The 26223-nt window shown below is 60.8% G+C and carries 25 protein-coding genes; 18 read left to right on the forward strand and 7 right to left on the reverse strand.

Features of this window, described 5'->3' with window-relative positions:
- Nucleotides 1-119: 119 nt before the first annotated feature.
- Both GSQ93_RS26150 and GSQ93_RS26155 read right to left on the reverse strand, forming a co-directional pair.
- Nucleotides 120-1355 (reverse strand): MFS transporter, encoded by a 1236-nt coding sequence (locus GSQ93_RS26150; RefSeq protein WP_254074081.1) that lies wholly within the window; start codon nucleotides 1353-1355, stop codon nucleotides 120-122.
- 98 nt (nucleotides 1356-1453) lie between these two features.
- Complete coding sequence (locus GSQ93_RS26155) at nucleotides 1454-2224, reverse strand: putative hydro-lyase (protein ID WP_158938530.1); 771 nt, start codon at nucleotides 2222-2224, stop codon at nucleotides 1454-1456.
- Nucleotides 2225-2626: 402 nt separating this feature from the next.
- On the opposite strand from GSQ93_RS26155, the gene GSQ93_RS26160 reads away from it, so the two are divergent.
- Together GSQ93_RS26160 and GSQ93_RS26165 are read left to right on the forward strand one after the other, a co-directional pair.
- Complete coding sequence (locus tag GSQ93_RS26160) at nucleotides 2627-4183, forward strand: methyl-accepting chemotaxis protein (protein ID WP_158938531.1); 1557 nt, start codon at nucleotides 2627-2629, stop codon at nucleotides 4181-4183.
- The gene (locus GSQ93_RS26165; protein WP_158938532.1) at nucleotides 4180-5112 is read left to right on the forward strand and encodes a LysR family transcriptional regulator; all 933 of its coding nucleotides are present in this window, start codon (nucleotides 4180-4182) and stop codon (nucleotides 5110-5112) included. Before GSQ93_RS26160 ends, GSQ93_RS26165 begins: the two co-directional genes overlap by 4 nt.
- Here the strand turns inward: GSQ93_RS26165 and GSQ93_RS26170 are convergent.
- The gene (locus GSQ93_RS26170; RefSeq protein ID WP_158938533.1) at nucleotides 5109-5651 is read right to left on the reverse strand and encodes a GNAT family N-acetyltransferase; all 543 of its coding nucleotides are present in this window, start codon (nucleotides 5649-5651) and stop codon (nucleotides 5109-5111) included. The genes GSQ93_RS26165 and GSQ93_RS26170 overlap by 4 nt on opposite strands.
- A gap of 131 nt (nucleotides 5652-5782) precedes the next feature.
- Nucleotides 5783-6685 (reverse strand): LysR substrate-binding domain-containing protein, encoded by a 903-nt coding sequence (locus GSQ93_RS26175; RefSeq protein ID WP_158938534.1) that lies wholly within the window; start codon nucleotides 6683-6685, stop codon nucleotides 5783-5785.
- Nucleotides 6686-6815: 130 nt separating this feature from the next.
- Between GSQ93_RS26175 and GSQ93_RS26180 the strand changes: the two genes are divergently transcribed.
- The 6 genes from GSQ93_RS26180 to GSQ93_RS26205 all read left to right on the forward strand — a co-directional run bounded on the left by GSQ93_RS26180 (nucleotide 6816) and on the right by GSQ93_RS26205 (nucleotide 13235).
- Nucleotides 6816-7703 (forward strand): hypothetical protein, encoded by an 888-nt coding sequence (locus GSQ93_RS26180; RefSeq protein WP_158938535.1) that lies wholly within the window; start codon nucleotides 6816-6818, stop codon nucleotides 7701-7703.
- A gap of 18 nt (nucleotides 7704-7721) precedes the next feature.
- A complete protein-coding gene (locus tag GSQ93_RS26185) occupies nucleotides 7722-8948 on the forward strand; it encodes a Xaa-Pro peptidase family protein (RefSeq protein ID WP_158938536.1) in 1227 nt (408 codons plus the stop codon).
- Nucleotides 8949-9010: 62 nt separating this feature from the next.
- Nucleotides 9011-10048, forward strand: coding sequence for an ABC transporter substrate-binding protein (locus GSQ93_RS26190; RefSeq protein WP_158938537.1), 1038 nt, complete (start codon nucleotides 9011-9013; stop codon nucleotides 10046-10048).
- A gap of 49 nt (nucleotides 10049-10097) precedes the next feature.
- Nucleotides 10098-11054: a proline/glycine betaine ABC transporter permease gene (locus GSQ93_RS26195; RefSeq protein ID WP_158938538.1), complete on the forward strand. Its 957-nt coding sequence runs from the start codon at nucleotides 10098-10100 to the stop codon at nucleotides 11052-11054.
- Between the two features lie 34 nt (nucleotides 11055-11088).
- Nucleotides 11089-11913: a glycine betaine/L-proline ABC transporter ATP-binding protein gene (locus GSQ93_RS26200; protein WP_158938539.1), complete on the forward strand. Its 825-nt coding sequence runs from the start codon at nucleotides 11089-11091 to the stop codon at nucleotides 11911-11913.
- Between the two features lie 173 nt (nucleotides 11914-12086).
- Complete coding sequence (locus tag GSQ93_RS26205) at nucleotides 12087-13235, forward strand: porin (RefSeq protein ID WP_158938540.1); 1149 nt, start codon at nucleotides 12087-12089, stop codon at nucleotides 13233-13235.
- A gap of 43 nt (nucleotides 13236-13278) precedes the next feature.
- On the opposite strand, the gene GSQ93_RS26210 is transcribed toward GSQ93_RS26205, so the two are convergent.
- Nucleotides 13279-14376, reverse strand: a complete 1098-nt coding sequence (locus GSQ93_RS26210; protein ID WP_254074082.1) for a branched-chain amino acid ABC transporter substrate-binding protein — start codon at nucleotides 14374-14376, stop codon at nucleotides 13279-13281.
- Nucleotides 14377-14649: 273 nt separating this feature from the next.
- Nucleotides 14650-15333 (reverse strand): DUF2848 domain-containing protein, encoded by a 684-nt coding sequence (locus tag GSQ93_RS26215; RefSeq protein WP_158938541.1) that lies wholly within the window; start codon nucleotides 15331-15333, stop codon nucleotides 14650-14652.
- A 191-nt stretch (nucleotides 15334-15524) separates the two neighbouring features.
- Between GSQ93_RS26215 and GSQ93_RS26220 the strand changes: the two genes are divergently transcribed.
- Nucleotides 15525-16520 carry a LysR family transcriptional regulator gene (locus GSQ93_RS26220; RefSeq protein ID WP_158938542.1) on the forward strand — a complete coding sequence of 332 codons (996 nt, stop codon included), beginning with the start codon at nucleotides 15525-15527 and terminating at the stop codon, nucleotides 16518-16520.
- Nucleotides 16510-17091, forward strand: a complete 582-nt coding sequence (locus tag GSQ93_RS26225) for an ureidoglycolate lyase (protein ID WP_158938543.1) — start codon at nucleotides 16510-16512, stop codon at nucleotides 17089-17091. Before GSQ93_RS26220 ends, GSQ93_RS26225 begins: the two co-directional genes overlap by 11 nt.
- An 18-nt stretch (nucleotides 17092-17109) precedes the next feature.
- Here the strand turns inward: GSQ93_RS26225 and GSQ93_RS26230 are convergent, their stop codons facing one another.
- Nucleotides 17110-18033, reverse strand: coding sequence for a LysR substrate-binding domain-containing protein (locus GSQ93_RS26230; protein ID WP_158938544.1), 924 nt, complete (start codon nucleotides 18031-18033; stop codon nucleotides 17110-17112).
- Nucleotides 18034-18168: 135 nt separating this feature from the next.
- Here GSQ93_RS26230 and GSQ93_RS26235 point away from each other — a divergent pair, with 135 nt between their 5' ends.
- The 8 genes from GSQ93_RS26235 to GSQ93_RS26270 all read left to right on the forward strand — a co-directional run bounded on the left by GSQ93_RS26235 (nucleotide 18169) and on the right by GSQ93_RS26270 (nucleotide 26197).
- Nucleotides 18169-19248, forward strand: coding sequence for an ABC transporter substrate-binding protein (locus tag GSQ93_RS26235; protein WP_158938545.1), 1080 nt, complete (start codon nucleotides 18169-18171; stop codon nucleotides 19246-19248).
- A 52-nt stretch (nucleotides 19249-19300) separates the two neighbouring features.
- On the forward strand, nucleotides 19301-20380 hold the full coding sequence (locus GSQ93_RS26240) for an ABC transporter ATP-binding protein (protein ID WP_158938546.1): 1080 nt from the start codon (nucleotides 19301-19303) through the stop codon (nucleotides 20378-20380).
- Nucleotides 20367-21239, forward strand: a complete 873-nt coding sequence (locus GSQ93_RS26245; RefSeq protein WP_158938547.1) for an ABC transporter permease — start codon at nucleotides 20367-20369, stop codon at nucleotides 21237-21239. The genes GSQ93_RS26240 and GSQ93_RS26245 overlap by 14 nt, the downstream gene beginning before the upstream one ends.
- A 13-nt stretch (nucleotides 21240-21252) precedes the next feature.
- Nucleotides 21253-22050 carry an ABC transporter permease gene (locus tag GSQ93_RS26250; RefSeq protein ID WP_158938548.1) on the forward strand — a complete coding sequence of 266 codons (798 nt, stop codon included), beginning with the start codon at nucleotides 21253-21255 and terminating at the stop codon, nucleotides 22048-22050.
- A complete protein-coding gene (locus GSQ93_RS26255; RefSeq protein WP_158938549.1) occupies nucleotides 22047-23189 on the forward strand; it encodes an FAD-binding oxidoreductase in 1143 nt (380 codons plus the stop codon). Before GSQ93_RS26250 ends, GSQ93_RS26255 begins: the two co-directional genes overlap by 4 nt.
- A gap of 123 nt (nucleotides 23190-23312) precedes the next feature.
- Nucleotides 23313-23684 (forward strand): (2Fe-2S)-binding protein, encoded by a 372-nt coding sequence (locus GSQ93_RS26260; protein ID WP_158938550.1) that lies wholly within the window; start codon nucleotides 23313-23315, stop codon nucleotides 23682-23684.
- On the forward strand, nucleotides 23674-25068 hold the full coding sequence (locus GSQ93_RS26265) for an NAD(P)/FAD-dependent oxidoreductase (protein WP_158938551.1): 1395 nt from the start codon (nucleotides 23674-23676) through the stop codon (nucleotides 25066-25068). The genes GSQ93_RS26260 and GSQ93_RS26265 overlap by 11 nt, the downstream gene beginning before the upstream one ends.
- Entirely contained in the window at nucleotides 25061-26197 is a 1137-nt protein-coding gene (locus GSQ93_RS26270; protein WP_254074062.1) for an FAD-binding oxidoreductase, read from the forward strand. The genes GSQ93_RS26265 and GSQ93_RS26270 overlap by 8 nt, the downstream gene beginning before the upstream one ends.
- The last annotated feature ends 26 nt before the right edge of the window (nucleotides 26198-26223 follow it).

Genomic DNA, 26223 nt, shown 5'->3' on the forward strand with positions numbered 1-26223 from the left:
CGACATTGAGAGTAGCAACCCGGCATTGACTCCAACCGCTAACCCCAAAACCTGGCACTAACCCCACCCACCAACACCAAACCCCCCCGTCCACCGGCGCGAGCGAAAATCCCAAACACCTACGAAAGAAGCTTAGCGCCACGCGTCTCCGGCAATGTCAGCGCAGCCAAAATCACCACACCATACGCCGCCGCTGCGAACGTCCCAATGGCGATACCCAGGGACATTTTCTGAGCAACAAAACCGATCAGGAATGGAAACGTCGCGCCAACCGCACGGCCGAAGTTGTAGCAAAACCCCTGACCAGAACCCCGTATCCGAGTAGGGAACAACTCAGTCATAAACGCACCCATCCCGGCAAAGATCCCTGATGCAAAAAAGCCGAGCGGAAAGCCGAGGATCAAGAGCAAGGTGTTGCTCATCGGCACCCGGGTATAGACCAGCGCAATGCCCATAGAAGCCAGCGCAAACACGATGAAGTTGAGCCTCCTGCCGAAGCGATCGCTGAGAAATGCACCGCACAGATACCCTGCATACGATCCAGCAATCACCACCGCCAGATAACCGCCCGTGCCAACGACGCTCAGGTGTTGCTCGGTCTTCAAGTAAGTCGGTAGCCACGTAGTGATGGCGTAATAACCGCCTTGCGTGCCGGTCGCGAGAATGGCCGTGCGCAGCGTGGTCAGCCAGATACCGGGGCCGAAGATCTCAAGAAACGAGCTGCGATCGTTCGCTTCCAATTCACGTTGCTTCTGTTGTTTATGGACTTCGGGTTCGTCAACAAGACGACGGATCATGATCACGAACGGTGCGGGCAAGATCCCGAGCGCAAACAGCGCGCGCCACGCGATATCACCGGGCAGGAACGAAAACACCAGCGTATAGAGACCGGCGGCGACCGCCCAGCCAATGGCCCAGCCCGCCTGCACCATGCCCACCGCCTTGCCGCGATCGCGCGGCCGGATGACCTCGCCGATCAACACCGCGCCTGCCGTCCACTCGCCACCGAAGCCGAACCCCATCAAGCCGCGTGCAACCAGCAACTGCGTGTAGTTCTGAGCAAACGCGCAGACGAGGGTGAAGAACGCGAACCAGAGGATGGTGATCTGCAACGTCTTCACGCGGCCGATGCGATCCGACAAAATGCCCGCGACCCAACCGCCGAGTGCTGACGTCAGCAGCGTCACCGTTCCGATTAATCCAGCTTCGCCCTTGCTCAACCCCCAGGTTGCTATCAGCGTAGGGATCACGAAGCTCAGGAACTGCGTGTCCATGGCGTCGAGTCCATAGCCTATCTTGCAGCTCCAGAACGCGCGCTTCTCGCTTGGGGTCGTGTGTTTGTACCAGCCGAACATGCCGCTGCTGGCGGGTTCGTCGGGTAGCACTTCAACTTGCGTGCTCGCATAGCCTGCTTCGGTATTCATGGGTTTCTCCAAGGTTCGTGAGCGTGCGCTCAGAGCACAGCGAGCGATGAGTTAGGGATATCGGTCATAAGCATATGGCCCGGCCGATGCGCAATAGCGAACGGCAGGCGCGCGCTTTCTATAGCGCTTTGCGGCGTCACGCCGCACGCCCAGAACACAGGTATCTCGTGCTCGTGAATGGACACCGGTTGACCGTAGTCGGGCTGCATCAGGTCTTCAATGCCGAGCACCGCCGGGCTGCCCAGATGCACCGGCGCACCGTGCACCGAAGGGAAGCGGCTCGTGATCTGGATGGCTCGGACTGCATGCGCGCCGCTCATGGGACGCATGGAGACAACCAGCTTGCCGCCGAACGGCCCAGCCGCCTGATTCAAGATATTCGTCCGATACATGGGCACATTGACGCCCTCGTCGACATGTCGCAACGGGATGCGTTCGCGTGCCAGCATCTGCTCGAATGAGAAGGAGCAACCGATGGCGAACACCACCAGATCGTCGCGCCAGAGTTCGACGATATCGTCGGGCTGCTCGCACAGCACGCCGTCGCGATACACGTTGTAGCCGGGAACGTCGGTGCGAATATCGAGGTCGCGGCCCAGCGCCGGGACGTTCCATTGGCCCGGTTCACCCACGCCAAGCAGCGGGCACGCCTTGGGGTTACGCACGCAAAACCGCAGGAAATCCTCTGCATAGGCGCTTGGGATGATGGCGAGATTGGCTTGCGCGAACTCACCGCAGTGACCGGCCGTCGGACCGGTAAAACGCTTGCTGCGGACTTGCTGGCGGAAAAGATGCGGCATGGTTCAGGTCCCTAACGAATGCAACGAATTGGCGATGAGGCAATTGATGACATGCAGGTTAGGGTCGAAAAAAAAGCGGCGCCAGCGAGTTATTCCACCCACATGCGTAAAGGTTTTCTTAACAGTTTCATGCGGGTTTCCACGTAGCAGGGTGGGCACGCGTCGCTGGATAAATAAGCGCAGAGCGAGTCTGCATGCCTTTGTACATGGCGTTTCATTGCACAGACGCTGACGCTCCGAAGCGCATCAAATGCTCAGAAACACCCCACAAAAAACATCAATCAAACAGGCGCATTTTTTTGGCGGAGTTAATAATTCCTCCGGACTGCCGTTAAGCGAACCAGCGGGCTCGTTCTCCCGCGCCTCTCCTGACCGCAGTTCCTTTCAACTGGAAAACAAAAAATGAACCGTCTGTCCTTGCGCCAGAAGTTATGGATGCCGCTGATTCTTTCGTGGTTCGGCCTTCTGACGCTGACTGTCTGGCACGCTTACCAGACGCGTGACCTGCAGTTGTCGGAGCGTCACCGCGATCTCGGCGATATTGTCGCGATGTCGTATTCCATCGCCGCCGGCCTCGACAAACTGGCGCAGAGCGGCAAGATGTCCGTCGACGCCGCGAAGCAGGAAGCCATCGCACGGATTGGCGACTTGCGGTACGACGGCGGCGGTTACGTGACGATCGTCGGGGCGAATTCGGTCATGATCATGCATCCCATCAGCCCGAAGCTGGACGGCAAGGACATGTCGGACTGGAAGGATGCGAAGGGCAATCCGCTCTACAAGGCCATTGCCGCGGCGGGTAGTTCTGCGGAAGGCGGAGGGTTCCTTGAATACTGGTGGCCGAAGCCGGGCGAGACCGAACCGAGTTCGAAGCTCGGTTATACGAAGCGTTATAAGCCGTGGGACTGGGACATGATTGCCGGTGCGTATCAGGACGATATCCAGGCCGCGTTCTATCGCACGCTCTTGCATTCGTTCCTGATGCTGTTCGCACTCGGTGCGGCTATTTCGCTGTTTGCGTCGCTGGCCATCAAGAGCGTGCGCCGTTCGCTTGGCGGTGAGCCTGCAGCCGCTGCACAGCTCGCGCGGCAGATTGCATCGGGCGACCTGACGGGGCGCATCGACGTGACGGCGGGTGACACGCAAAGCGTTATCTCGGCGATTGCTCATACCCGCGACAGCCTGGCGGGCACGGTATCGCGTGTGAAGGACGCTGCCGACGCCATCAAGCTTGCTGCAGCCGAAATTGCCAGCGGCAACGCGGACCTGTCGAGCCGCACCGAGCAACAGGCGGCGTCACTGCAAGAGACCGCGGCGGCCATGGACGAAATCACGTCCACGGTTCGGGCGAACGCCGAGAACGCGTCGCAAGCGAGTCAGGTGGCGGCAAGCGCGTCGGCGCAGGCGCTGCGGGGTGGAAACGTGGTCAATGATGTGGTCGAGAACGTGCGCGCGATTGCAACCAGTTCGAAGCAGGTTGCCGAGATCACGGCGGTAATCGACGGCATTGCATTTCAGACAAATATTCTCGCGCTGAATGCGGCGGTTGAAGCGGCGCGCGCCGGTGAAAACGGCCGCGGTTTTGCCGTGGTGGCAGGCGAAGTGCGCAGCCTCGCGCAACGCAGCGCGGCGGCGGCAAAAGAGATTCGGGTGCTAGTCGACACCTCGCTGACGCAGATCGAAAGCGGTGCCGGACTCGCCGAAAACGCGGGCAGGGCAATGGCCGATATCGTGACGGCGGTGAAACGCGTGACAACCATTGTTGAAGACATTGCGACTGCGTCGAGCCAGCAAAGCGTGGGGATTGAAGAGGTCAACCGGGCGATCGCGCAGATGGACGGCACCACGCAACAGAACGCGGCGCTGGTCGAGCAGGCCGCTGCCGCAGCGAGTTCGATGAACGACCAGGCGCTGCGCCTGGGTGACGCCATGCAGTCGTTCCGGCTGTCGCCTGCATGAATACACGCTTCCTCGAAACTTTGGTGACGCTGGCTGAACTGGAAAGTTTCCGGGCGACGGCGCGTGCTATGCACGCCACGCCCGCGACCATTTCGCTACGCATCAAGTCGCTCGAGGATGAGTTGAAGACCGAGCTGGTCGACCGTACCTCAACGGCGTTCCGTTTGACGACCGCGGGTCAGAGCCTGCTCGGGCTCGCACGAAACGTAGTCGATGCCGCGCGTGCATTGCGCGAGGCGGCGGGGCAGGAGGTGGTGGTCGGCGGCAAGCTGCGGTTGGGGGTGATCGAAACGGTGGTGCATAGCTGGCTGTCGCACTACATCACGTATCTCAATGCGAACTATCCGAAGCTCGATGTGGATCTCACGGTTGACTCGAGTTCGGTGTTGCAGCGACGCCTGCTGAGCGGTGAACTTGATCTCGTCATACGCGTTGAAGGGATCGACAGTACGAAGATTGCATCGAGTGCGGTTGCGAGTTACCCGGTGCGCTGGATCGCAAGACGTGGGCTGTTGTCGCGGCGCGCGACAGGGCTTGCATTGCGCGTGTTGCAACGGCCGATAGTCACGTTCGGTCGTGGAACGGCGCCGCAAGTGGCGTTGGAAAGCATCGTGCATACGCTGGCCCGGCAAGAGAACATGCGGCCCGAACAAACGCGTATTACGTGCTCTCCCTCGGTGGCCGCGATCGTTCAACTGGTGCGCGATGGATATGGCGTCGCCGGTATTCCCAGTCTTTTTGTCGCCAAGGAATTGCAAAGCGGCGAGTTTGTCGAGTTGCCGCTGAAGCCGGTTCCACCGCCAATTATTGTGTCGTTGTGCAAACCAGTCGATGCCAGCGTGATGGTGAACGCCGCAGCCAATGCGGCGCACATTGCGTGTTCCGCCTACTCCAAATCGATCAAAAAAGACTTCCTGGAAGGGCTTTAACGTTCGCGCGCCGGCGCCTCGCGCTGGAAGACGACGGTAGGCTTGCCCTTGTACGTTGTTGTGCGACTTTGCGCAAACAAACATTTCCTTGCTAACGCAAGCGAGGGCGCATTCTCGGGCGAGATGATGCAGACAATCTCTCCTTCGGGCCAGCGTGTATCCGCCCACTGCAACGCGGCGCGGACGGCTTCGGTCCCGTAACCCTGTCCTTGCGACTCTGCCGTCAACATCCATCCAATCTCCGGTGCTTCATCGAATGCCGGGTCGATACCGCGCTTGTATTGCCCGAAACCGACCTCACCGATGAACGTGCCGCTGTGCTTCTCGCTGACGACCCAGTAGCCGAATCCCATCAATGCCCAATGCCCCGCGCTTCGAAGCAGGCGCGCCCACGCTTCTTCCTTCGTGAAGGCAGTGCCGGTGACGTGACGTACGACCGCGAGGTCCGACCACATGGCGTGAATGTCGTTGAAATCGGCTTGTTGCGGCGGACGCAGGATGAGGCGATCGGTTTTCAGGACGGTGGCGGAGTGGGACATGGTCGAAGCAGGTGAGCGTGATAGGCCAGGGCACCGTTAGCGGCGTAGCCTGATGGGAACAAGGAATATAACCGCTCGGGTCAGGACCGGAAAGTTTGAAAGCGCGTAGCAATTTTGAAGGCGTGCGACCTTCAAGCCATCGCGCCACTATGCTCCGACACGAGCGTCTCGATCAACGCGCTCAGGTCGCGCGTTGCCTCATTACGCATGGTTGGCGCAACATGAAGCTCCAGTTCCGCCGGCGGCAGCGCTGGCAGTCCGTCCGTTTCGCCGAACGTGCGCCAGCATGCGGGCAGCGTCCGACGATCGATGATCGTCACTGCCGCGCCATGGTTCACCGCAATGCGGATGCCGGTCGGACTCTGGCTCGTGTACACGAGTTGATAATCCCGGCTGATCGCGGTCAGCGCCTGTAATCCCCGTTGCCGATAAGTACAACTTTCGTCGAAGAGCGCGAGCGGCACCGGCGCATCCGCGCACAACACGAAATCGCGATGCGCCGCCCACACCAGCTCCTGACGCGCTAGGGGTTTTCCCCCGGCGCGCTCGCCATGCCGCACGACCAGCGCCAGATCAAGTTCACCCGCACCCAGCCGCTCCAGCAATTCCAGCGACGTCCGGCAATGAATATGCGGCCTTGCGCCGGGGCGCAATTCATAGAACGCCCGCAGCAATTCCGGCAACCACAGCTCCGCATAATCTTCCGGCAGCCCGAAACGAATCACATTGCCGCGGCTACCGCGCGTCAGCGACGCAATCGCCTCGTTTTGCACCTGCAAGATCCGCCGCGCGTGGATCAGGAAATTTTCGCCGTCGCTTGAGAGCGCGAAATGACGGCTGTTGCGCATGAACAGGTGCGCGCCAAGCCGTTCTTCGAGCGTCCGGATACGCAGGCTGATGGTCGATTGCGTGCGATGAAGCTGGCGCGCCGCCGCCGTAAAACCCCCGCTTTCAGCCACTACGACAAACGCACGGACGAGCTCCGCATCGAGTGAAGCGATCTTGGACCAATCGGGTTCGCTAATGGAATCCATCGGAAATACTCGCTTTCCAAAAGAAATTGGCCGCCAAAAGATCGGGCCGTCGTTCGCACAATGTGTTCGCAGATTGTTGTTGAAGTCGCCCCGTAAATCCACTCGCCAAAATATCGATTTGGAGCCTGCCGTGGTTCTCTCTGTTTCACTTGCCGATGCTGAATGCCTTGATCTCAGCGATATCGTCAACACCGACCGCTATCCCCTGCATGACCCGGACAGCCCGCGCCTGAACGACCTGGTGGCTGCCTGCCGCGCGGAACTGGCCGCCAGCGGCAGCGCCGTGCTGCACGACTTCCTGCGCCCGGAGGCGCTGGAGCGGGCGCGCAACGAGGGTCGCGCGCTGGCCACGAAAACCTACTTTTCAACCCGTAAGGTGAACGCGTACTTTACCGCCGACGACCCCGCGCTGTCCGACGCCGATCCGCGCCGCATCTTCATGGACCGCACCAGCGGTTTCGTGACGCGCGACCTGATTCCGGCGGACGCCATCGTGCATCGCATCTATGTCGCCCAGGCGATGAAACGTTTGGTGGCGGATTGCCTGGGTGAAACGCGGGTGTGGGAATACGCCGATCCGTATGCGGGTCTGGTGCAAAACGTAATGCCGCCCGGGACCGAGCAGCCGTGGCATTACGACACGAACGAATTCATTGTTTCGATGATGACCCAGCAGCCCACCGCCGGCGGCGACTTCGAATACTGCCCGAACATTCGCACGCCGCAAGGCGAGAACTACGAAGGCGTCGGCCGCGTGGTACGAGGGGAAACCCGCGAAGCAATCAACATCATCACCTTGCGTCCGGGCGACCTGCAATTGTTCAAGGGCCGCTTTTCGCTGCACCGCGTCACGCAGGTAGCGGGCGAGGTCGAGCGCCACACGGCCATCTTCGCGTACTCGCAAAAGCCTGGCGTGATCGGACGGCTTGAACGGACACGCCAGTTATACGGCCGTGTTTCCGAAGCTCATCTGGAGGCCGAGCAACGGCTCGTTCGCGCCGATAGCCTTGTCGATTAACTCTTATCAAACCCCCACATGTCGATTATTCGCCCCACCCATCTTCCTGAAGACTGCGAACCTACCGCAGCAGAAATTGCGCAGATCCAACGTGACCGGCTGGCCGCCGTGCGCCGTGAGTTGAAGAAGCGCGATCTCACCGCCGCTGTCTTGTTCGATCCGACGCACATGCGCTACGCCACCGGCTCGCGCAACATGCAGGTCTATTCAATGCGTAACCCCGCTCGCTATGTGTTCGTGCCGGCGGAAGGCAAGGTCGTGTTGTTCGAGTACGCAGGCTGCGATTTCCTGGCCGACGGGCTGGACACCGTCGATGAAGTCCGCCCCGCCACCGCGATTTCCTATTACTTCTGCGACGATATGCTCGGCCAGGTCACCGAGCGCTGGGCCGCCGAGATCGATGAGCTGATGAAACAAAGCGGCGGCGGCAAGCGCATCGCCATCGAAAGTGCGACGTCCGCTGCGGCATTCGCGTTGCAGGCGCGCGGCTATCAAGTCTTCGACGCACAGGAGCCGCTCGAACGGGCGCGCGCCATCAAGGTGCCCAACGAGATCAAGATGATCCGCGCTTCACTGCGTGCCGCTGAAGATGGCGTGCGCAAGCTGGAAGCGGCACTTGTGCCGGGCATCAGCGAGAACGAGCTCTGGTCGCATCTGCATCAGCACATCATTGCAACCGATGGCGACTACATTGAAACGCGCCTGATCAGTTCGGGGCCGCGCACCAATCCTTGGTTCCAGGAAAGCAGCCCGCGCAAGATCCAGTCGGGCGAGCTGGTCGGACTCGACACCGATGTGGTCGGACGCTTCGGCTACTACGCCGATTTCTCGCGCACGTTCCTGTGCGGCGATGTGCAGGCGACGGCCGCGCAAAAAAATCTCTACCAGCTCGCGTACGAGCAGATTCATTCGAACATGGAGAACGTGCGCGCAGGCACGACCTTCCAGGAGTTCATTGCCCGGGCATGGAAGATTCCCGAGCCATACCGCGCACGCCGCTATTTCGCGCTTGCGCATGGCGTTGGCATGACGGGCGAGTATCCGTACATCGTGCATAGAGAAGATAACGAGGCCAAGGGCTATGACGGCGTGATAGAGCCGGGCATGACCCTTTGCATAGAAAGCTATATCGGACACGAGGCTGGCGGCGAGGGCGTGAAGCTGGAAGAGCAGGTCTACATTCGCGACGACGGCCGCGTCGAACTGCTCTCGGACTATCCGTTCGAAGCGCGGTTGCTCGCCTGATCTTCGTTAGTCGACGCGTCATAAAAAATCCGACAACAAACCAACCCCATAGGTGCAAGACGATGCTCAAACGATTCTTCAACGCAAGCATTTCAGCGCTGGTCGTGGTTGCCGCTACCACCGGCACTGCGCACGCCGCAGGGACTTTCTGCAGCTCGGGCAAGACCGTGCACTTTGCGGGGATTACGTGGGAAAGCGGCGCGTTCGCAACCGAAGTGCTGCGGCAAATCCTTGAAAAGGGCTACGGCTGCGCTACGGATGTCGTGCCCGGCAGCACGGCCGCCACCGAGACTGCGCTGGCAAGCAACGACGTGCAGGTCTGGGCCGAGCAATGGACCGGACGCAGTGAAATCACGTCGAAAGCGGTCACCGCCGGCAAGGTCAAGTTGATAGGCGACACGCTCCCCGGCGGCACGAATGAGGGCTGGTTCGTGCCCGAATACGTGATCAAGGGCGACGCATCGCGCAACATCAAGGCCAGCGCGCCGGGCCTGGTTTCGGTCACCGATCTGCCGAAATACAAGGAGCTATTTGCCGACGATGAGGAACCGGAAAAGGGTCGTTTCCTGAACTGCCCGACAGGCTGGGACTGCGAACGGGTGAATACGCGTTTGCTCAAGGTGCTGGGCCTCGATGCGTCGTATACCAACTTTCATCCGGGCACCGGCGCGGCCCTTGATGCATCGATCGAATCGGCGTATCAGCGTGGCAAGCCGCTGGTGTTTTATTACTGGGGTCCGGCTGCGTTGATGGCGAAATACAAGTTCGTCCAGCTCAAGATGCCGCCGTATAACGACGCCTGCTGGAAGACCCTGCGCGATGAAAGCAGTACGAAGCAATGTGCATCGTCGTACATGGTGTCGCACGTGACGGTGGGTGTCTCGACGCCCTTCAGCGAAGCCGAACCGCAAGCTATAGAGATGTTCTCGAAGGTCAGCTTTCCGATGGATTTCCTGAACAGCACGATTCTTGAAATGACATCGAAGAAGATCGACGGCTCGGCCATGGCCACCACGTTCCTGCGCACACACCCCGAGATGTGGAAGACCTGGGTGCCAGCCGACGTAGCGGCCAAGGTGCAGGCCAAGCTGGGTACTTAAAAACAGGCCCCTTTCCACTCCGCGCGACCCTTCTCAAGACGAGTGAACCATGACGTCCATCTTTCCGCATCTCTCGCTTGCCGACCCGATCAACGACAAGGTCGCATTGCTGGTCCAGAACTATGGCGATGCCTTCCACTCGTTCAGTCTGGTCGTGCTGAAATACCTGCTGGTGCCGCTGGAAAGCGGCTTGCGGATCATGCCGCCGTGGCTGCTGCTGATACTTGCGGGCGTGCTCGCATGGCACGCCACGCGCAAGCTCTCGCTGGCCGCGTTGTTCGTGCTGCTGCTCTATGCAATCGGCGCGTTCGGGCTGTGGGACAAGCTGATGCAGACGCTCGCGCTGATGCTGGTCGCAACCGTGTTGTCGATCGTGCTGGGGATTCCGCTTGGCATCCTGTGCTCACAAAACCGCTGGGTACGCCGGGGGTTGTTGCCCGTGCTTGACGTGATGCAGACGCTGCCCAGCTTTGTGTACCTGATCCCGGTGCTGATGCTCTTCGGGCTGGGTAAGGTACCCGCCATCTTCGCCACCGTGATCTATTCGCTGCCGCCGCTGATCAGGCTTACGGACCTGGGTATTCGGCAGGTCGACGGTGACGTAGTGGAAGCTGCGCGCTCCTTCGGCACAACACGTTGGCAGATGCTGATTGGTGTTCAAATGCCGCTCGCGCGGCCGAGCATCATGGCGGGTATCAACCAGACCACCATGATGTCGCTGTCCATGGTCGTGATTGCATCGATGATCGGTTCGCGCGGCCTCGGCGAAGACGTGCTTGCCGGCATCCAGACACTCGATGTCGGCAAGGGCATGCAGGCGGGCATCGCCATTGTGATCCTGGCGATCGTCATTGACCGAATCTCGCAAGGTTACGGTCAGGAGCGGCGTGCACGCATGGCGCTGAGCGCGAACAGAAGGGCGCGCGTGCAGGCTCGCCAGAGCGCGCGCAGCGCCGGTCTTGGCGATCCGGAAGCAGCGGGCGACGCCGCGTCGCGCCGCGTTTGAAACCTCACTCCCTCTTCTTGCGCGGAGCGCGAACATGACAGCTATCCGAGTCAGCAACGTCTACAAGATCTTCGGGCCGTCGATGACCCATGCACGCGTTATCGACATGCTCAGGCACGGCGCGTCGAAGGCCGATGTACTCGCCGACAACGGTTGTAACGTCGGCCTCAACAACATCAACTTGAATATCGAGGCGGGTCAGATCTTCGTGATCATGGGCTTGTCCGGCTCCGGCAAGTCCACGCTCGTGCGCCACTTCAACCGGCTGATCGATCCAAGCGCAGGCGAGATCGTGATCGACGGGGAGAACATCCTCTCGCTCAACGCGGCGGGGCTGCGCGAGTTCCGGCGGCATCGCGTGAGCATGGTGTTCCAGAATTTCGGTCTGTTGCCTCATGCAACGGTGCTGGAGAACGCGGCGTATGCATTGCGTGTAAGAGGTGAACGCCATGACGTAGCGAACCAGAAGGCCCGGACCTGGCTCGGCAAGGTAGGCCTGGACGGTTACGGCGATAAATTCCCCGACGAACTCTCGGGCGGGATGCGCCAGCGCGTGGGGCTCGCCCGTGCGTTGGCGGCGGACACGGAAGTACTGCTGATGGACGAAGCATTTTCTGCACTTGATCCACTGATCCGGACCGAGATGCAGGATCAGTTGCTTGAGTTACAGCGGACGTTGAACAAGACCATTGTCTTCATCACGCATGACCTGGATGAAGCATTGCGGCTCGGCACGCAGATCGCAATTCTCCGCGATGGCGAACTCGTGCAGCAAGGCACGCCTGAAGACATTGTGCGTTTCCCCGCGAATGACTATGTCCGCCGGTTCGTCGAGCGGCGCGCTGAACGCGTCGCGTAACTCCATCATCAGTTAGCACGATTGACTGAGCGCAAGGCAGGGCCCGTATCAAGGGTCCTGGATACACACGCCCATACCGGGCGATCAATAAAAGAAGCGTCATAAAAGAAGCGTCATAAAAAAAAGCAGGTCCACACCGGCGACACGCCGGGCCTATGGTTTTGGAGCCATCAATGAAAAAGCAAGCAATCTGCATGACTTTGTCGTGCCTGTTCGTCGCGGGCGCCCATGCCCAAAGCAGCGTGACGCTGTATGGCGTCATTGACGAAGGGTTTGACTATACGAATAACGTCAACGGCAATAAAGCCTATGAAATGCAGAGCGGTTATGCGCAGGGCAGCCGCTGGGGATTGAAGGGCGGCGAAGATCTGGGCGGGGGCGTTAAGGCGATCTTTACCCTGGAAAATGGATTCAACCTGAACAACGGACGGCTGGGTCAGGGTGGCCTGGAATTCGGCCGGCAGGCCTTCGTGGGCATTAGCGATGCCACATACGGAACGGTCACGTTGGGCCGCCAATATGACTCGGTAGTCGACTTTCTTGCGCAGACAACGGCGAACGGAAACTGGGCGGGTTATCTGTTTGCGCACCCGTACGATAACGACAATACCGATAATTCATTCCGCGTGAATAACACGGTGAAATACACGAGTCCGACATGGGCCGGTTTTCAATTCGGTGGCATGTACGGATTCAGCAATGTAGCAGGGGGATTTGCCAACAACCGGCTGATGAGCGTGGGCGCGCAATACACGTACGGCGGTTTGCTGATCGCGGCCGCTTACTTGAACTCAGACAACCCTTCCGGCACGACGAGCGGCGCCATTCCGACGACCGACCAGAACTTCCTCGCGCAGCGCCTGCGTGTATTCGGTGCGGGTATCAACTACACCATGGGCAATGCTACGGTGGGTTTTGCGTACACCAACACCAACCTCTCCGACCCGACTTCCACGACCTATATCACGGGGTCGATCGTCCCGGCGGGCGGGTCGATATCGTCGCTCAAGTTCAACAACTTCGAGATCAACGGCAAGTATCAATTCACCCCGGCGTTTTTTGTCGGCGCGCAGTATGTCTATACACGCGCTACCGATAACGCAAGCACCGGCGCGGCTCACCCGAACTACCAGTCGGCGGGGTTGATGGCCGACTACCTGCTGTCCAAGCGCACCGATGTCTACGCTCAAGCTGCCTTCCAGTCAGTCGGTGGCGACAATACCGGGACCGCGCTGGATCAGGCGTACGTACCGGGTGCGGCGGATGCTTCGTCCACGTCGAAGCAGGTTGTCGTGCGGCTCGCGATACGTCACAAGTTCTGATTGCGGCGGGGTCCTGAACGGGCCTCGCCGCACACAGCAACGCTCACATCTTGATGACATCCATCACGGTTTTCTTCTTGTCCTTGAACTGATAGATCGTGATGGCTGCGTCCTTGAGATCACCATGCGGATCGAACGCAATGCGGCCGATCACACCGTCATACTGAGTCGATGGCATCGCGGCAAGCACCTTCGTGCGTTCCGTCGAATCCGCGCGTTTCATCGCGTTATAGATGACGTACACAGCGTCATAGGTGAACGGCGCGTACGCATCGATCGGCGTATTGAAACGTGCCGTATAGCGCTTTTCGAAGTCCTGTCCCTTGGGCATCTTCGAGAGCGCAAGGCCCGCCTCTGAACATGTCACGTTGCCAATAGCGTCGCCGGCCAGATCAATCATCTTCTCCGTGCATGCGCCGTCGCCGCCCAGCACCTTCGCTGTGATCCCGAGATTGCCCGCTTGCTTGGCCAATGGCCCGGCGGTCGCATCCGAACCGCCATACATGATGACGTCGGGACGTAAGCCTTTTATCTTCGTCAGGATCGCGCGGAAATCCGTTGCCTTGTCGTTGGTTGCTTCGCGCGTCACGATCGTGCTGCCGTTCGCTTTCGCAGCCTTTTCGAATTCATCGGCGAGGCCCTGACCGTAGGCAGTGGAGTCATCGATGATCGCAATCCGCTTCGCATGCAGCGAGTCGAGCGCGTAGTGGGCGAGTGCCGGTCCCTGAAGCGCGTCGGTCGCGACTACGCGAAACGTGGTCTTGTATCCCTGCAGCGTGTACGTGGGGTTAGTCGATCCTTGCGAAATCTGCGCGATACCGGCTTCGCTGTAGATCTTCGATGCGGGGATCGAGACGCCCGAATTGATGTCTCCCACGACGGCCACCACGCCGTCGTCCACCAGCTTCTGCGCGACCTGCGTGCCGGTGCGCGGATCGGCGGCATCGTCCTGGGAATCGAGTTGAAACTTGACTGGCTCACCACCTATTACCGGGTGCTGGCTGTTGATCTCGTCAATCGCCAGCCGGGCAGCATTTTCGCTGTCCTTGCCCATGTGGGAAAGCTGCCCGGTAAGAGGTGCAGCGTGGCCGATCAGGACGACGGCCGGGTCGGCGGCAAAACTTGGCCCGCTAATAGTCAGAAGAACCGCGGCGGCGAGGGCGGAGCAAGCGGGACGCGAGAAACGAAGCGGGGCGGAAAAGGCGGTCACGAGCGGATCCTTGGGGCATGGAGAGTGAGCGGGGGGCGGTGCGCATCCATTGAACGCGGTAAGCAACATGGACGGCGAATGAGGCTCAGTATTCAAACGCCAATTTGCCCCGTCCAACGACTAATTGTGTTGGCCGGTGATAAACAAATTTAATGCCTCGCTGAAGCGCGTGGGTCTGGTGAGCGCCACGCTTGACCGCCGCCATCATTCGACATGGGTCAACGCATCGACCCTATAACGATGCCAAAGGCTGCGTCCGAGTATCGGATCATGAAGTTCGAGCTCATAACCCGCGCCTGCGCTTAGTTCGCCGAGCACGGCTTGCGTGCCGCAGAACATCGCCGAGCCGCGTGGCATGGCGGCCGCGCTGAACCCCCGTTCGATCAGCTCGTCCGGACGCAGCAAGCGGGCGAGCGTGCCCTCCTGATACAGCGCGGGGTCGGCATCGCCGTCGATCCGCCAACTGCGCGCGATCAGCGAATCCCAGTGCGCGGCGACATCGGCGTAACGCCAGAGCGCGGCGCTTACCGGCTTCGCGCACATCTGCTTCGAGACGGCGACGTCATAACTTTCCACCCGGCGATCCGTATGGTCGGACCCTATACCGACGAGCAAGCCGTCGCTGGCGGTCTGGATCAGCACGACTTCGACCTCGCCGGATGAGTGCGCGCCCACCACATCGATTGCACCCTCGGTTGTCAGCAACGCCGACGCGACCTTGTAGAACGTCGGCACCGACGCCGGCCGTTTGACGCCCAGTGCTTCCAGTTCGCGGATATGGTGCTCGACGTCGTGCGCATCGCGTCCTGCCCAGCCGGCGATGACCAGGCGGCTCACGGTTACCTCGATACGCGCGCCGCCATCGATCCTGCATTCAAGTGTCTTCATCAAAACCTTTCACCCGGTGGATTCAATGAATGACAGTCTTGAAGAAGGGCGCGGCGATGTCCAACAAGTAAATGTGGGCTCACGTGGTCACTTTTTCTTGTCACGCGGTAATTCTTCCGGCGATAAACTGACGGCAATGATTCGGTCGATGCCCGCCGCTTCGCCACTCAACGCATCAGCCGGGGTGCGCCATGAATGTCCGCTTTCTCGAAACGTTTGTATGGCTTGCCAAGCTGCGCAACTTCCGGATGACGGCCGAGCACTTGCACGCGACCCAAGCGGCCATCTCCAGCCGAATTTCTGCCCTGGAGCAGGAGTTTGGTGTACGCCTGTTCGACCGCGGACCACGCGATGTGACACTCACGCAGGAAGGCACCAAGGCGCTCGCGTTCGCGGAGCAAATCCTGAAGCTGAACCGGGACATGCTCGCAAGCGTCAGCGACCGTTCCAAAGTCGCGGGGTTGCTGCGACTGGGCGTGATCGAGTCCGTGGTGCATACCTGGCTGCCGAATTTGCTGAAGCGCGTGCGGGAGGAATACCCGAACCTGACGATCGAACTCACGTCGGACACCACCGCCAACCTTTCCGGGCATCTGGTCAACGGCAACGTCGATGTCGCGTTGCTGACCACGAACGTCACCGGCAGCGACGCCGTCAATATTCCGCTTGGGACACTCCCCATGCAATGGGTGGCGAGCCCTTCACTGAATTTATCGGCTGAAGCGCTTTCGGAGGCTGAACTGGCCGCGTTTCCCATCGTCAGTTTTGCGCGGCACTCGGCGCCGCATGGCTTCCTCACCGAGTTATTTGCGGCTAGCGGCGAGACCACCGTCCAGATCAACTGTGTCTCGTCGGTGGCCGCGATCATCCGTCTTGTCGTGGATGGCTTCGGCATAGCCGTGCTGCCCGCCGCATTTGTCATGCACGAGTTGCAGTCGGGCCGGCTGCAATTGCTGCAGGTAACGCACCCTGTGCCGGCGCTTCCGCTGGTTGCAACATTCAGGCGCAGCCCGGACAGCCTCCTGTGCGAATCCATCACGCGCCTCGCATTGCAGGTTGTGCGCGATTTCAGCCTCGTCAATGGTCCCGATTTCGCGCTGCTCCCAAATACAGGCGATACACCGGGTTCCCTATCAAGCTCCCATCCCCCGTTAACTCCAGACGCCCTGCCGAAAAATGCCGACTGATCGTTATCCTTCTCTCTCTTCTTTCCCATCTCTCACGATTCAACCGCTCAGCGCCGAGGCCTTCGACTCCTTTGGCTGGATGCTGGGGAAGCCGCTTAAAACTGACGGCGACGTTCCCGCCTACACCAGCCCGGGCTCGGATTTCTGGCGCGAACATCTCTTCGATACCGGCGCGACCGGCGAGACCGAAGTCCTGTGGGTCAAGTACAGGAACGCTGACGAAACGGTCGCAAGTCTTGAAGCCCATTGGCTGACGCAGCAAGCCATCGTGCCGCTGACCGCGCCGGTGATCCAGGTCGTTGCAACGAGCACGGCGGGCGGCCAACCCGATATGGAATCCTTGCGCGCGTTTTGGGTGCCTCAAGGCGAAGGTATCTGCATGCGTCCACATTGCTGGCATGCGACCCGGGTATCGCATGGCGAGTCGACGTGCCTGATGCTTACCCGTCGCTCGACCACCTACGACCTGGTGGTGCATCTGGAGACGGGAGCGCCCGCGTGCGAGAGCGCAATCAAGTCAGTTCCGACCCATCGGTTGGCGGGTCTATCGACAGGTGCACGTACAAGTTAGGTGCCCCCTTAAGGCCCCTCAAGCCCGCTTCAACCGCTCCGGCTTATTCATTGCCGCCATCCGATCGTCGTGCGTCTTGCGCAGTATGTCGACGAATTCCATGGTCAGGCGAGTTCGCGGCTGATGCGGGGGAAACAGCAAATAGATGGGAAACAAGACCGCTGGCGTGAACGGACGGATCTCAATGCCGGGACCGGCAAAATCCTGCGCAACGATAGGATGCGACAACGTCACGCCCATGCCGCAGCGAACCATCTCGCAGCAGATGGCAGAGTATTGGGCCTCGATTGCCATCACCCGTTCAACGCCTGCATGCGCGAAGACCTCGTCCATCTGAGCGCGTGTGCCATCGCCATGACACAGCGATATATAGGGTTCTCCCTGAAAATCCTTTGGCTTGAGCGACGCCTTCTTCGCCAGCCGATGACCCGCAGGCAGCACGCCTACCGCAGCCACCTTCGATAACAACTCGACCTCGCAATTGGATGCCTCGCTGGGATAGATCGCGACCCCAAGATCGCAGAACTGCGAACTCGTCCAGTGATTGACGGTGCCCGAGGTGTTCACGTGCAACGAGATAGTGACTTCCGGATACAAGGCCTGGAAGCGCTGGATTGCATGCGGCACGAGTGTCATTCCTGCCGACGGCATTGCTGCAATGCGCAATCTCCCGGTCCCCAGGTTCTTGATCTGGGCCGCGGCATTGGTCAGTCCTTGCAGGCCCACATAAGCACGCTCTACTTCGCGAAAAAACGCATTGCCCTCGCTAGTGGGAATCAGCCGGACGCCGCTGCGCTGGAACAGCAACAGCCCGGTTTCGCGTTCGAGTTGCGTGATCAGGCGGCTGATATTGGGCTGCGACGTGAACAATTCCTTGGCCGCCGCGGTCATGGAACCCGCCAGCATGACCGCCCGGAACGCCTCTATATGCTTAAGATTCATTGAGCTAAACCCATATCATCCTTGTATAGGTAGTTATTTTATTCTTATTGGACGATATGCCCTGCGACGAACAAAATAATTTCTCCTGGCCACATTCCTCAAGCGTCCGACCCTGCATAGTCTGGAGAATCGCACATGAAACAACTGCAGCAAACCCGTTGCTCGTCGTCTTCTCGTTCGTATCTACGGCCGCTGCTGGCCGCGCTCGGCTGCGCCGGGGCGTTGTCGGGATCGCTGCTGGCGCATGCTGAAACCACGTTGTATGTGGCGAACGTCGGCGGCTCGAACGAGACCATGTATCGCGACAAGATCATCCCGCCGTTCGAGAAAGCGCACGACGTCAAGATCGTCTACGTTGCAGGTAATTCCAGCGACACGCTCGCGAAATTGCAGGCGCAAAAAGGGCATCAGCAGATCAACGTCGCGGTGATGGATGACGGCCCGATGTACCAGGCAATGCAGATGGGTTTGTGCGCGAAGGTCGAGGACGCGCCGGTCATGAAGGACCTGTATCCGCTTGCGCATCTTGGCCCGACTTCGGTAGGTGTCGGCATGGTCGCAACGGGCATTGGCTATAACGCCGATGCCTTCAAGAAGATGGGCCTGCCCACGCCGGATTCGTGGAGCGTGCTGTACGACAAGCGCCTGAAGGGCAAGCTCGGCATGCCGCCGATCACCAACACTTACGGCCTGCATGCGCTGGTCATGCTGGCGCGCATGAATGGCGGCGGCGAGAAGAACATCGACCCGGGTTTCACCGCGATGACCCAGCAGGTCGCGCCAGATGTGCTGTCGTGGGCGCCAACGCCCGGTGAGATGGACGGCCTCATGCAAAGCGGCGACGTGATCCTCGCACCGTATGGCAGCGGCCGCGCTGTCGCGCTGCAAAACACAGGTTTTCCGCTGAAGTTCTTCTACCCGAAAGAGGGCGGCGTCGCGCTGCAGGTCGGCGCTTGCGCGGTGGCCGAGAATGCGCAGCCCGCGCTGTCGCAGCAGTTCATCCAGTACCTGTTGAGCCCGCAAGTGCAGATGATCCAGGCGCAGGCGATCGGCCTGGGTCCGGTCAACAAGACCGTGCAACTGACGCCTGAAGTGGCGGCGCGCGTGCCGTACGGTCCTGAGCAGATATCGAAGCTGGTTGCGGTGGACTGGGCGACGATCAACCAGCATAGAACCGAGTGGACCGAGCGCTGGAATCGCAGCGTGGAGCGGTGAACTGCGCGCTGACTTGCACATACCGACCGCCGACTTTTACTCACGGACGCACATGAGCTTTCTGACTCTCAAAGGCATCTCGAAGCGCTACGGTGACTTCACCGCGATTGAACAGATCGACCTAGACGTCGAACGGGGTGAGTTCCTGTCGCTGCTCGGTCCCTCGGGTTGCGGCAAGACCACGACCTTGCAAATGATCGCGGGTTTTGTCACGCCAAGCACTGGCACCATCCTGCTCGACGGCCGCGACATCACGCAAGAGCGGCCTGAGAAACGCGGCATGGGCGTCGTGTTCCAGAGCTATGCGTTGTTTCCGCATATGACCGTGAACGGCAACGTCGGCTTCGGTCTCGAGATGCGCAACATGAAACGCGCAGCACGCGCCGAACGCGTGGCCGAAGCGCTCGACCTGGTGCGTCTTAACGGACTGGGCGGGCGTTATCCGAAAGAGTTGTCGGGTGGTCAGCGGCAACGCGTCGCGATAGCTCGTGCGCTTGCCATGCGCCCTGAACTGTTGCTGCTCGACGAACCGATGTCCAATCTCGACGCCAAGCTGCGCGAGGAAATGCACATCGAATTGCGGTCGATACAAAAGCGGCTGGGCATTACCACTATTCTCGTCACGCACGATCAGGTCGAAGCCATGACCATGAGCGACCGCATTGCAGTCATGCATCGCGGCACGATCGCTCAGTTGAGTACGCCGTTCGAAGCGTATGAGCGGCCGGAGACGCCATTCGCATCAGCATTTCTGGGCAAGACCAATCTGCTGCCCGGCGCGGTACTGCAGCGTAACGCGCGCTGTGCTGAAGTCGACGTTGCGGGCACGACGCTCAAGGTGCCGCACGAAGGCCGCCATGTGCAGGGCGAGGTGAACGTGTATATCCGGCCCGAGAAGGTTCATCTCGCGGCGGTTAATACAGCGGGTGTTCGCACCATTGGCCGCATTACCACGCGTGTGTTCACCGGCAACCAGTGGCTTCTGCTGATCGATACCGGCCTTGGTCAACTGAGCGTGGCCCAGCCGAACAATGGCGCGCCGCCACCCGATGAAGGCGCGGAGGTTGGCGTGGCGTGGTCGGATGACGACTTGCGTGTGCTGCAGAAGGAGGGACACCATGGCCACGCTTGACAACGATCGCGCGGGCGCTGCCCCGTGGCTCCTGTCCGCCCCCGCGTTGCTGTTGTTCGGCAGCCTGCTGCTGGTGCCGCTGCTGTTGACTCTCGTGTTGTCCTTCCACGTCTTTAGCGACACGCAGGGCACGCTTGCCACCTACACGCTGCGCAACTACTTTGAGGTAATCACCGATCCCTACTACGGCGCAATCTTCGCCCGCACCGCAGGCATGGCGTTCGCGGTGACCTTCCTCTGCATAGTGCTGGGGGTGCCCGAGACGATCGTGCTCGCGCGGATGAAACGACCGTGGCAATCCATTTGCCTGCTCGTCGTACTCGGTCCGCTGTTGATATCGGTCGTCGTGCGCACGCTTGGCTGGCAAATCCTGCTTGGCAATAACGGTGTATTGAACAACGCGTTGCAGGCGCTTCACATCACGTCGGAGCCTATCCGGCTTGTCTTCACCATGACCGGGGTTGTGATAGCCCTAACGCACGTGCTGGTGCCCTTCATGGTGATGTCGGTATGGGCGACGCTTCAGAAGCTGGACCCGCAGGTGGAATGGGCCGGCCGGTCCATGGGCGCATCACCGTTCCGCGTGTTCCGGCGAGTGGTCCTGCCGCAGATCCTGCCGGGCGTGCTGTCTGGATCGATCATTGTGTTCGCGCTGTCTGCATCGGCATTCGCTACACCCGCGTTGATCGGAGGACGCCGTCTCAAAGTCGTTGCGACCGCCGCGTACGACGAGTTCCTCGGTACGCTGAACTGGCCTCTGGGGGCAACAATCGCTGTCCTGTTGCTGATCGCCAACGTCGCCATCGTGCTGGGTTGCAGCCGCCTGGCCGAGCGTCGCTTCAAGCACATCTTCGACTGAACCGGGAGACGCCATGAAACAAAACGGATTCCTGGGCCTGCTGTTCAACGCGCTGTTTCTCGCGTTCATCGCGGCGCCGCTTGTGGTCGTGATCGCGGTTTCATTCACCGACAAGGGCTTCATCTCGCTGCCGTTCGACGGCGCGTCGTTGCGCTGGTTCAGGGCGATCCTGGCCAACGACCAGATGGTGGACGCCTTCTGGCTCTCGGTGCGCCTCGCGCTGGTGGCGGCCACGGTTGGGGTAGCGCTCGCGTTGCCGGCAGCGCTGGCCATCGCCCGATATCGCTTCCCTGGCCGTGCTGCGTTGACCGGCTTTTTCCTGTCACCCATGATGATTCCCGCCGTCGTGCTGGGCATCGCGTTTCTGCGATTCCTGAGTTTGCTCGGGCTCGGCGGTTCGTTCTGGGCGCTCTGCGCGACGCACGTGATCATCGTGTTGCCGTACGCGTTGCGGCTGGCGTTGTCATCGGCTATTGGACTTGATCGCGATGCCGAACGCGCAGCACTGTCATGTGGCGCGAGTCGCTTTACGGCCTTTCGCCGCGTCGTGCTGCCGATGATCCGTACCGGCGTGGCCGGCGGCTGGGTGCTGGCGTTCATCCAGAGTTTCGACGAGCTCACCATGACCATTTTTGTCGCGACGCCGGGCACGACCACACTGCCCGTCGCGATGTACAACCAGATCGCGCAGACGATCGATCCACTGGTGGCCTCCGTGTCGACCGTGTTGATCGTCGGCACGATTATTCTGATGCTGGTGCTCGACCGGATGGTGGGTCTGGACCGCGTCCTGATTGGAGAAACACGATGAGAGGTCATTCAGTCGACAGTCCCGACGTGCTGGTGGTTGGGGGTGGGCTGGTAGGAACCGCGGTGGCTTATGGGCTGGCGCGAGAGGGCGCAAAGGTCACGGTGCTGGATCAGGGTGACGGCGGTTTTCGCGCGTCGCGAGGCAATTTCGGGCTGGTGTGGGTGCAGGGCAAGGGCTACGGTTTGACACCCTACGCACGCTGGTCGCGCAGTTCGTCGAAGCTGTGGCCGGGACTCGCGGCGGCGTTGCTGGAAGAAACGGGTATTGATGTCTCGTTGAAACAGCCGGGTGGTTTCCACCTGTGTTTCTCCGACGAAGAAATGGCCGAGCGCGAGAAACGGCTGTCCACGTTGCAGTCAGAACTTGACGGCGAGTACCCCTATCAATTGCTCAACGCGCAGGAGTTGCGCGAGCGTCTTCCCGCCGTCGGACCCGAAGTGATCGGCGCAAGTTATACGCCCATGGACGGCCACGTGAATCCGCTGAAACTGCTGCGCGCACTGCACGACGCCATGCAGCGGCGCGGCGTGAAGTTTGTCAACGACGAAGACATCGGCCGCATTGTTCCCGAGACGAACGGCTTCGCCGTGCACGGCAAGAACGCTGTGTGGCGTGCGCCGAAGGTCGTGCTGTCAGCAGGTTTGGGCAACCGCGCGCTCAGCGCCCAGGTGGGTCTGCATGCGCCGGTTGCGCCGAATCGCGGGCAGGTGCTGGTCAGTGAACGGGTCGCGCCATTCCTGCATTACCCGACCATCAACGTGCGCCAGACCGACGAAGGCTCGGTGCAGTTCGGCGATTCAATGGAAGAGGTCGGCTACAACGACTTCACCACTGCCGATGTGCTCTCGACTATCGCGCGGCGCGGGGTGCGTGCGTTCCCCCTGTTGAAGAACGTGCGGCTGGTACGCACGTGGGCGGCGCTGCGTGTCTATAGCCCCGACGGCTTCCCGATCTACGAGCAGTCGCTGCAGTACCCGGGCGCGTTCGTCGTGACGTGTCACAGCGGCGTGACGCTGGCGGCAGCGCACGCGATGCGCATTGCCCCATGGATCACAGGCGGACCGATCCCCGATGAACTTGCCGCATTTCGGGGCGGCCGTTTTCTCGCCGCGGATCACACGACCAGCCATGCTCATTAGCCGCTTCAATGTCTCGCTTGCATCGGTTTCGGCAACAGCGGCTGGCCGTTGCCAGAGCCGTTGCCTGTTTCCCGTGATGCGCCTTGAACGCCGACATTCCGCTTTGCTTCGACCTGTCCGACTATGACTTCAAAACCGCTATTCAGAGTGCTTTCACCGGCCGCCGGCACCGATGCCCAGGCCGAGCCAACCACTATCCAGATCTGGTTCAACGACGAGCCTCTCAGCGTGCCGGGCGGACGCTCGGTTGCCGCCGCGTTGCTTGCCGCCGGCGTCCAGCGGTTCCGTGCGACGCCGGTGTCCGGTGCCCCTCGTGCGCCGTATTGCATGATGGGCGCGTGTTTCGAATGCCTGGTCGAGATCGACGGCATGCCGAGCCGGCAGAGTTGTCTCGTCACGGTGCAGGACGGCATGCGGATTCATTCGCAAGAGGGCGCGCGCGATCTGCCGCCAATGTCGGATGTGAATCCGGTGGAGAACGCTCATGGCCGCTAACACTGTCGATGTCGCCGTGATTGGCGCCGGACCTGCCGGGCTCGCCGCCGCGACTCAGGCTGCGAGAGCTGGGCTGTCTGTGGTCCTGCTCGATGAGCAGGAAGCGGTAGGCGGACAGATCTATCGAGCGATCGAACGCAGCGATGCGCAACGCCGTACCATCCTCGGCGCGGACTATGTCGCCGGCGCGGCGCTGGCGAGCGAGTTTGCGCGTTCAGGTGCGCGGTATGTGCCTAACGCGTCGGTCTGGCAAGTCACGCGCGAGCGTACGGTGCATTACCTCAAGGACGGCAAGGTAAGCAGCTTCGAGGCCCGGCGTGTGGTGCTCGCGACCGGTGCGCTTGAACGTCCGTTCCCGATTCCCGGCTGGACCTTGCCCGGCGTGATGACCGCAGGTGCCGCGCAGATCCTCCTGAAGAGCGCGGGTGAAGTGCCGGCCGAACCGCCGATACTCGTCGGTTGTGGGCCGCTGCTTTACCTGCTCGGATGGCAGTACGTCCGCGCGGGTGTACCCATTCGCGCGCTCGTGGATACCACGCGTCACGAGGACCGCTGGCGCGCCAAGCGGCACATGGTGTCCGCCTTGCGGGCATGGCCGTATCTGAGCAAGGGCCTGCAGTTGATGCGCACGTTGCGCGAAGCAGGCGTGCCAATGCATGAAGCCGCCGATGACCTTCGGGTGGAAAGCGGTATCGATGAAGACGGTTCCGAACGGGCGCGTGCGCTGAATTTTTCGGTGCGTGGCGTGTCGCATCGGATCGAGGCGAATGTGATTCTGCTGCATCAGGGCGTGGTGCCGAATACGCAGTTCACGCTTTCGCTCAGGGCAGCGCATAAGTGGGACGACGCGCAATTGTGCTTCGCGCCGGTCACCGATCAATGGGGCGAGCTCGATGTCCCCGGCATCTTCGTGGCAGGCGATGGCGGCGGCATTGGTGGCGCGCAGGCGGCAGAGACGCAAGGCGAAGTGACGGCGCTGGCGATTGCCGCACAGCTTGGCGTAATTGATACCGCCGCGCGCAATCGCAGCGCCGCGCCGTTGCTCCGCCGCCTGGCCGATGTCATGCGCATTCGCCCTTTCCTCGACAGTCTGTATCGACCACGCGATGAAAATCGTGTGCCGAAGGACGAGGTGATCGTGTGCCGATGCGAGGAGGTGACGGCCGGTGAACTCCGGAGTTTCGTGAAGCTCGGTTGTCTCGGCCCGAACCAGGCAAAGTCCTTCGGCCGATGCGGTATGGGTCCCTGTCAAGGACGCTTGTGCGGATTGACCGTGACTGAAGTGATCGCCGATGCACGTAGCGTGCCTCCTGAAACCGTGGGCTACTATCGCATCCGTCCGCCGATCAAACCGCTCACGCTCGGAGAACTGGCCGGTGAATAAGCCCGTAGCCAATGAGTCGGACGTGCTGATCATCGGCGGTGGGCTGCATGGTTCGAGCAGCGCATTCCATATCGCCCGTCGCGGGGTGAGCGTGACCGTGCTGGAAGCCGACTATGTCGGTCGCCATGCATCGGGCGTCAATGCAGGCGGCGTCCGCACGCTTGGCCGGCCAGTGCCCGAGATTCCGCTGGCGCTGATGTCGCGGGAGATCTGGCACAACATCGTCGATACAATTGGTGACGACTGTGGTTTCGTGCCGTCGGGCCAGTTGAAGATCGCGGAGACCGAAGCTGAACTCGATGAATGCCGCGAACGCGTGGCGCTGCTCGAGGCGCATGGTTTCACGCATGAGAAAATCATCGACCGTGAGACCTTGCTTGAGTTGGAGCCGGCGATCACGCCGCATGTGACCGGCGGCATCTGGGTCGAACGCGATGGTTATGCGTTGCCGTTCAGGACGACCACTGCGTTTCGGCTGGCAGCGGAGCGTCATGGGGCTGTGTTCCATGAAGGCACGCCGGTGACGCGCATTGAGCAGAAGGGCGAGCGCTGGTTCGCGCATACGCCATCGAGTGTGTTTTCTGCCGCGAAGCTGGTGGTGACGGCCGGGGCGTGGGCGGGCGAGCTCTCGCAGCAGGTGGGCGAGCCGGTGCCGGTTCATCCCGAAGGGCTGATGCTGATGGTCACGCATCGGGCCGCACCGTTTTGCCGCGCGACGCTGGGTGCAACGGGACGGCCTTTGTCGTTCAAGCAATTCGATAACGGCACGGTGGTGATCGGCGGCAAACTGATCGGAATTGCGGACTTGCCCGGTCGTCATGGCGAAGTCGATTTCGCGCGGCTGGTGAAAAGCGCGAACACTGTTGTCGATCTGTTTCCGCACTTGCGCAATCTTGGCATCAATCGCGCATGGGCCGGCGTGGAAGCCTTCACCGACGACTCGCTGCCCGTGATCTCGCCTAGCCGGCGTGCGTCCAACCTGACCTATTCGTTCGGGTATTGCGGCAGCGGGTTTCAGCTTGGACCGGCATGCGGCAAGCTGGTCTCCGAGCTGGTGCTGGACGGTGTGGCGTCGTTGCCGCTGGATGCGTTCGCCATCGACCGGTTCAAGGGTGTTGCGGCAGCATAGAGATGACACATGTGTGTGCCATGCTC

It is taken from the genome of Burkholderia sp. S171 (genome assembly GCF_009766085.1).
GTDB lineage: Bacteria > Pseudomonadota > Gammaproteobacteria > Burkholderiales > Burkholderiaceae > Caballeronia.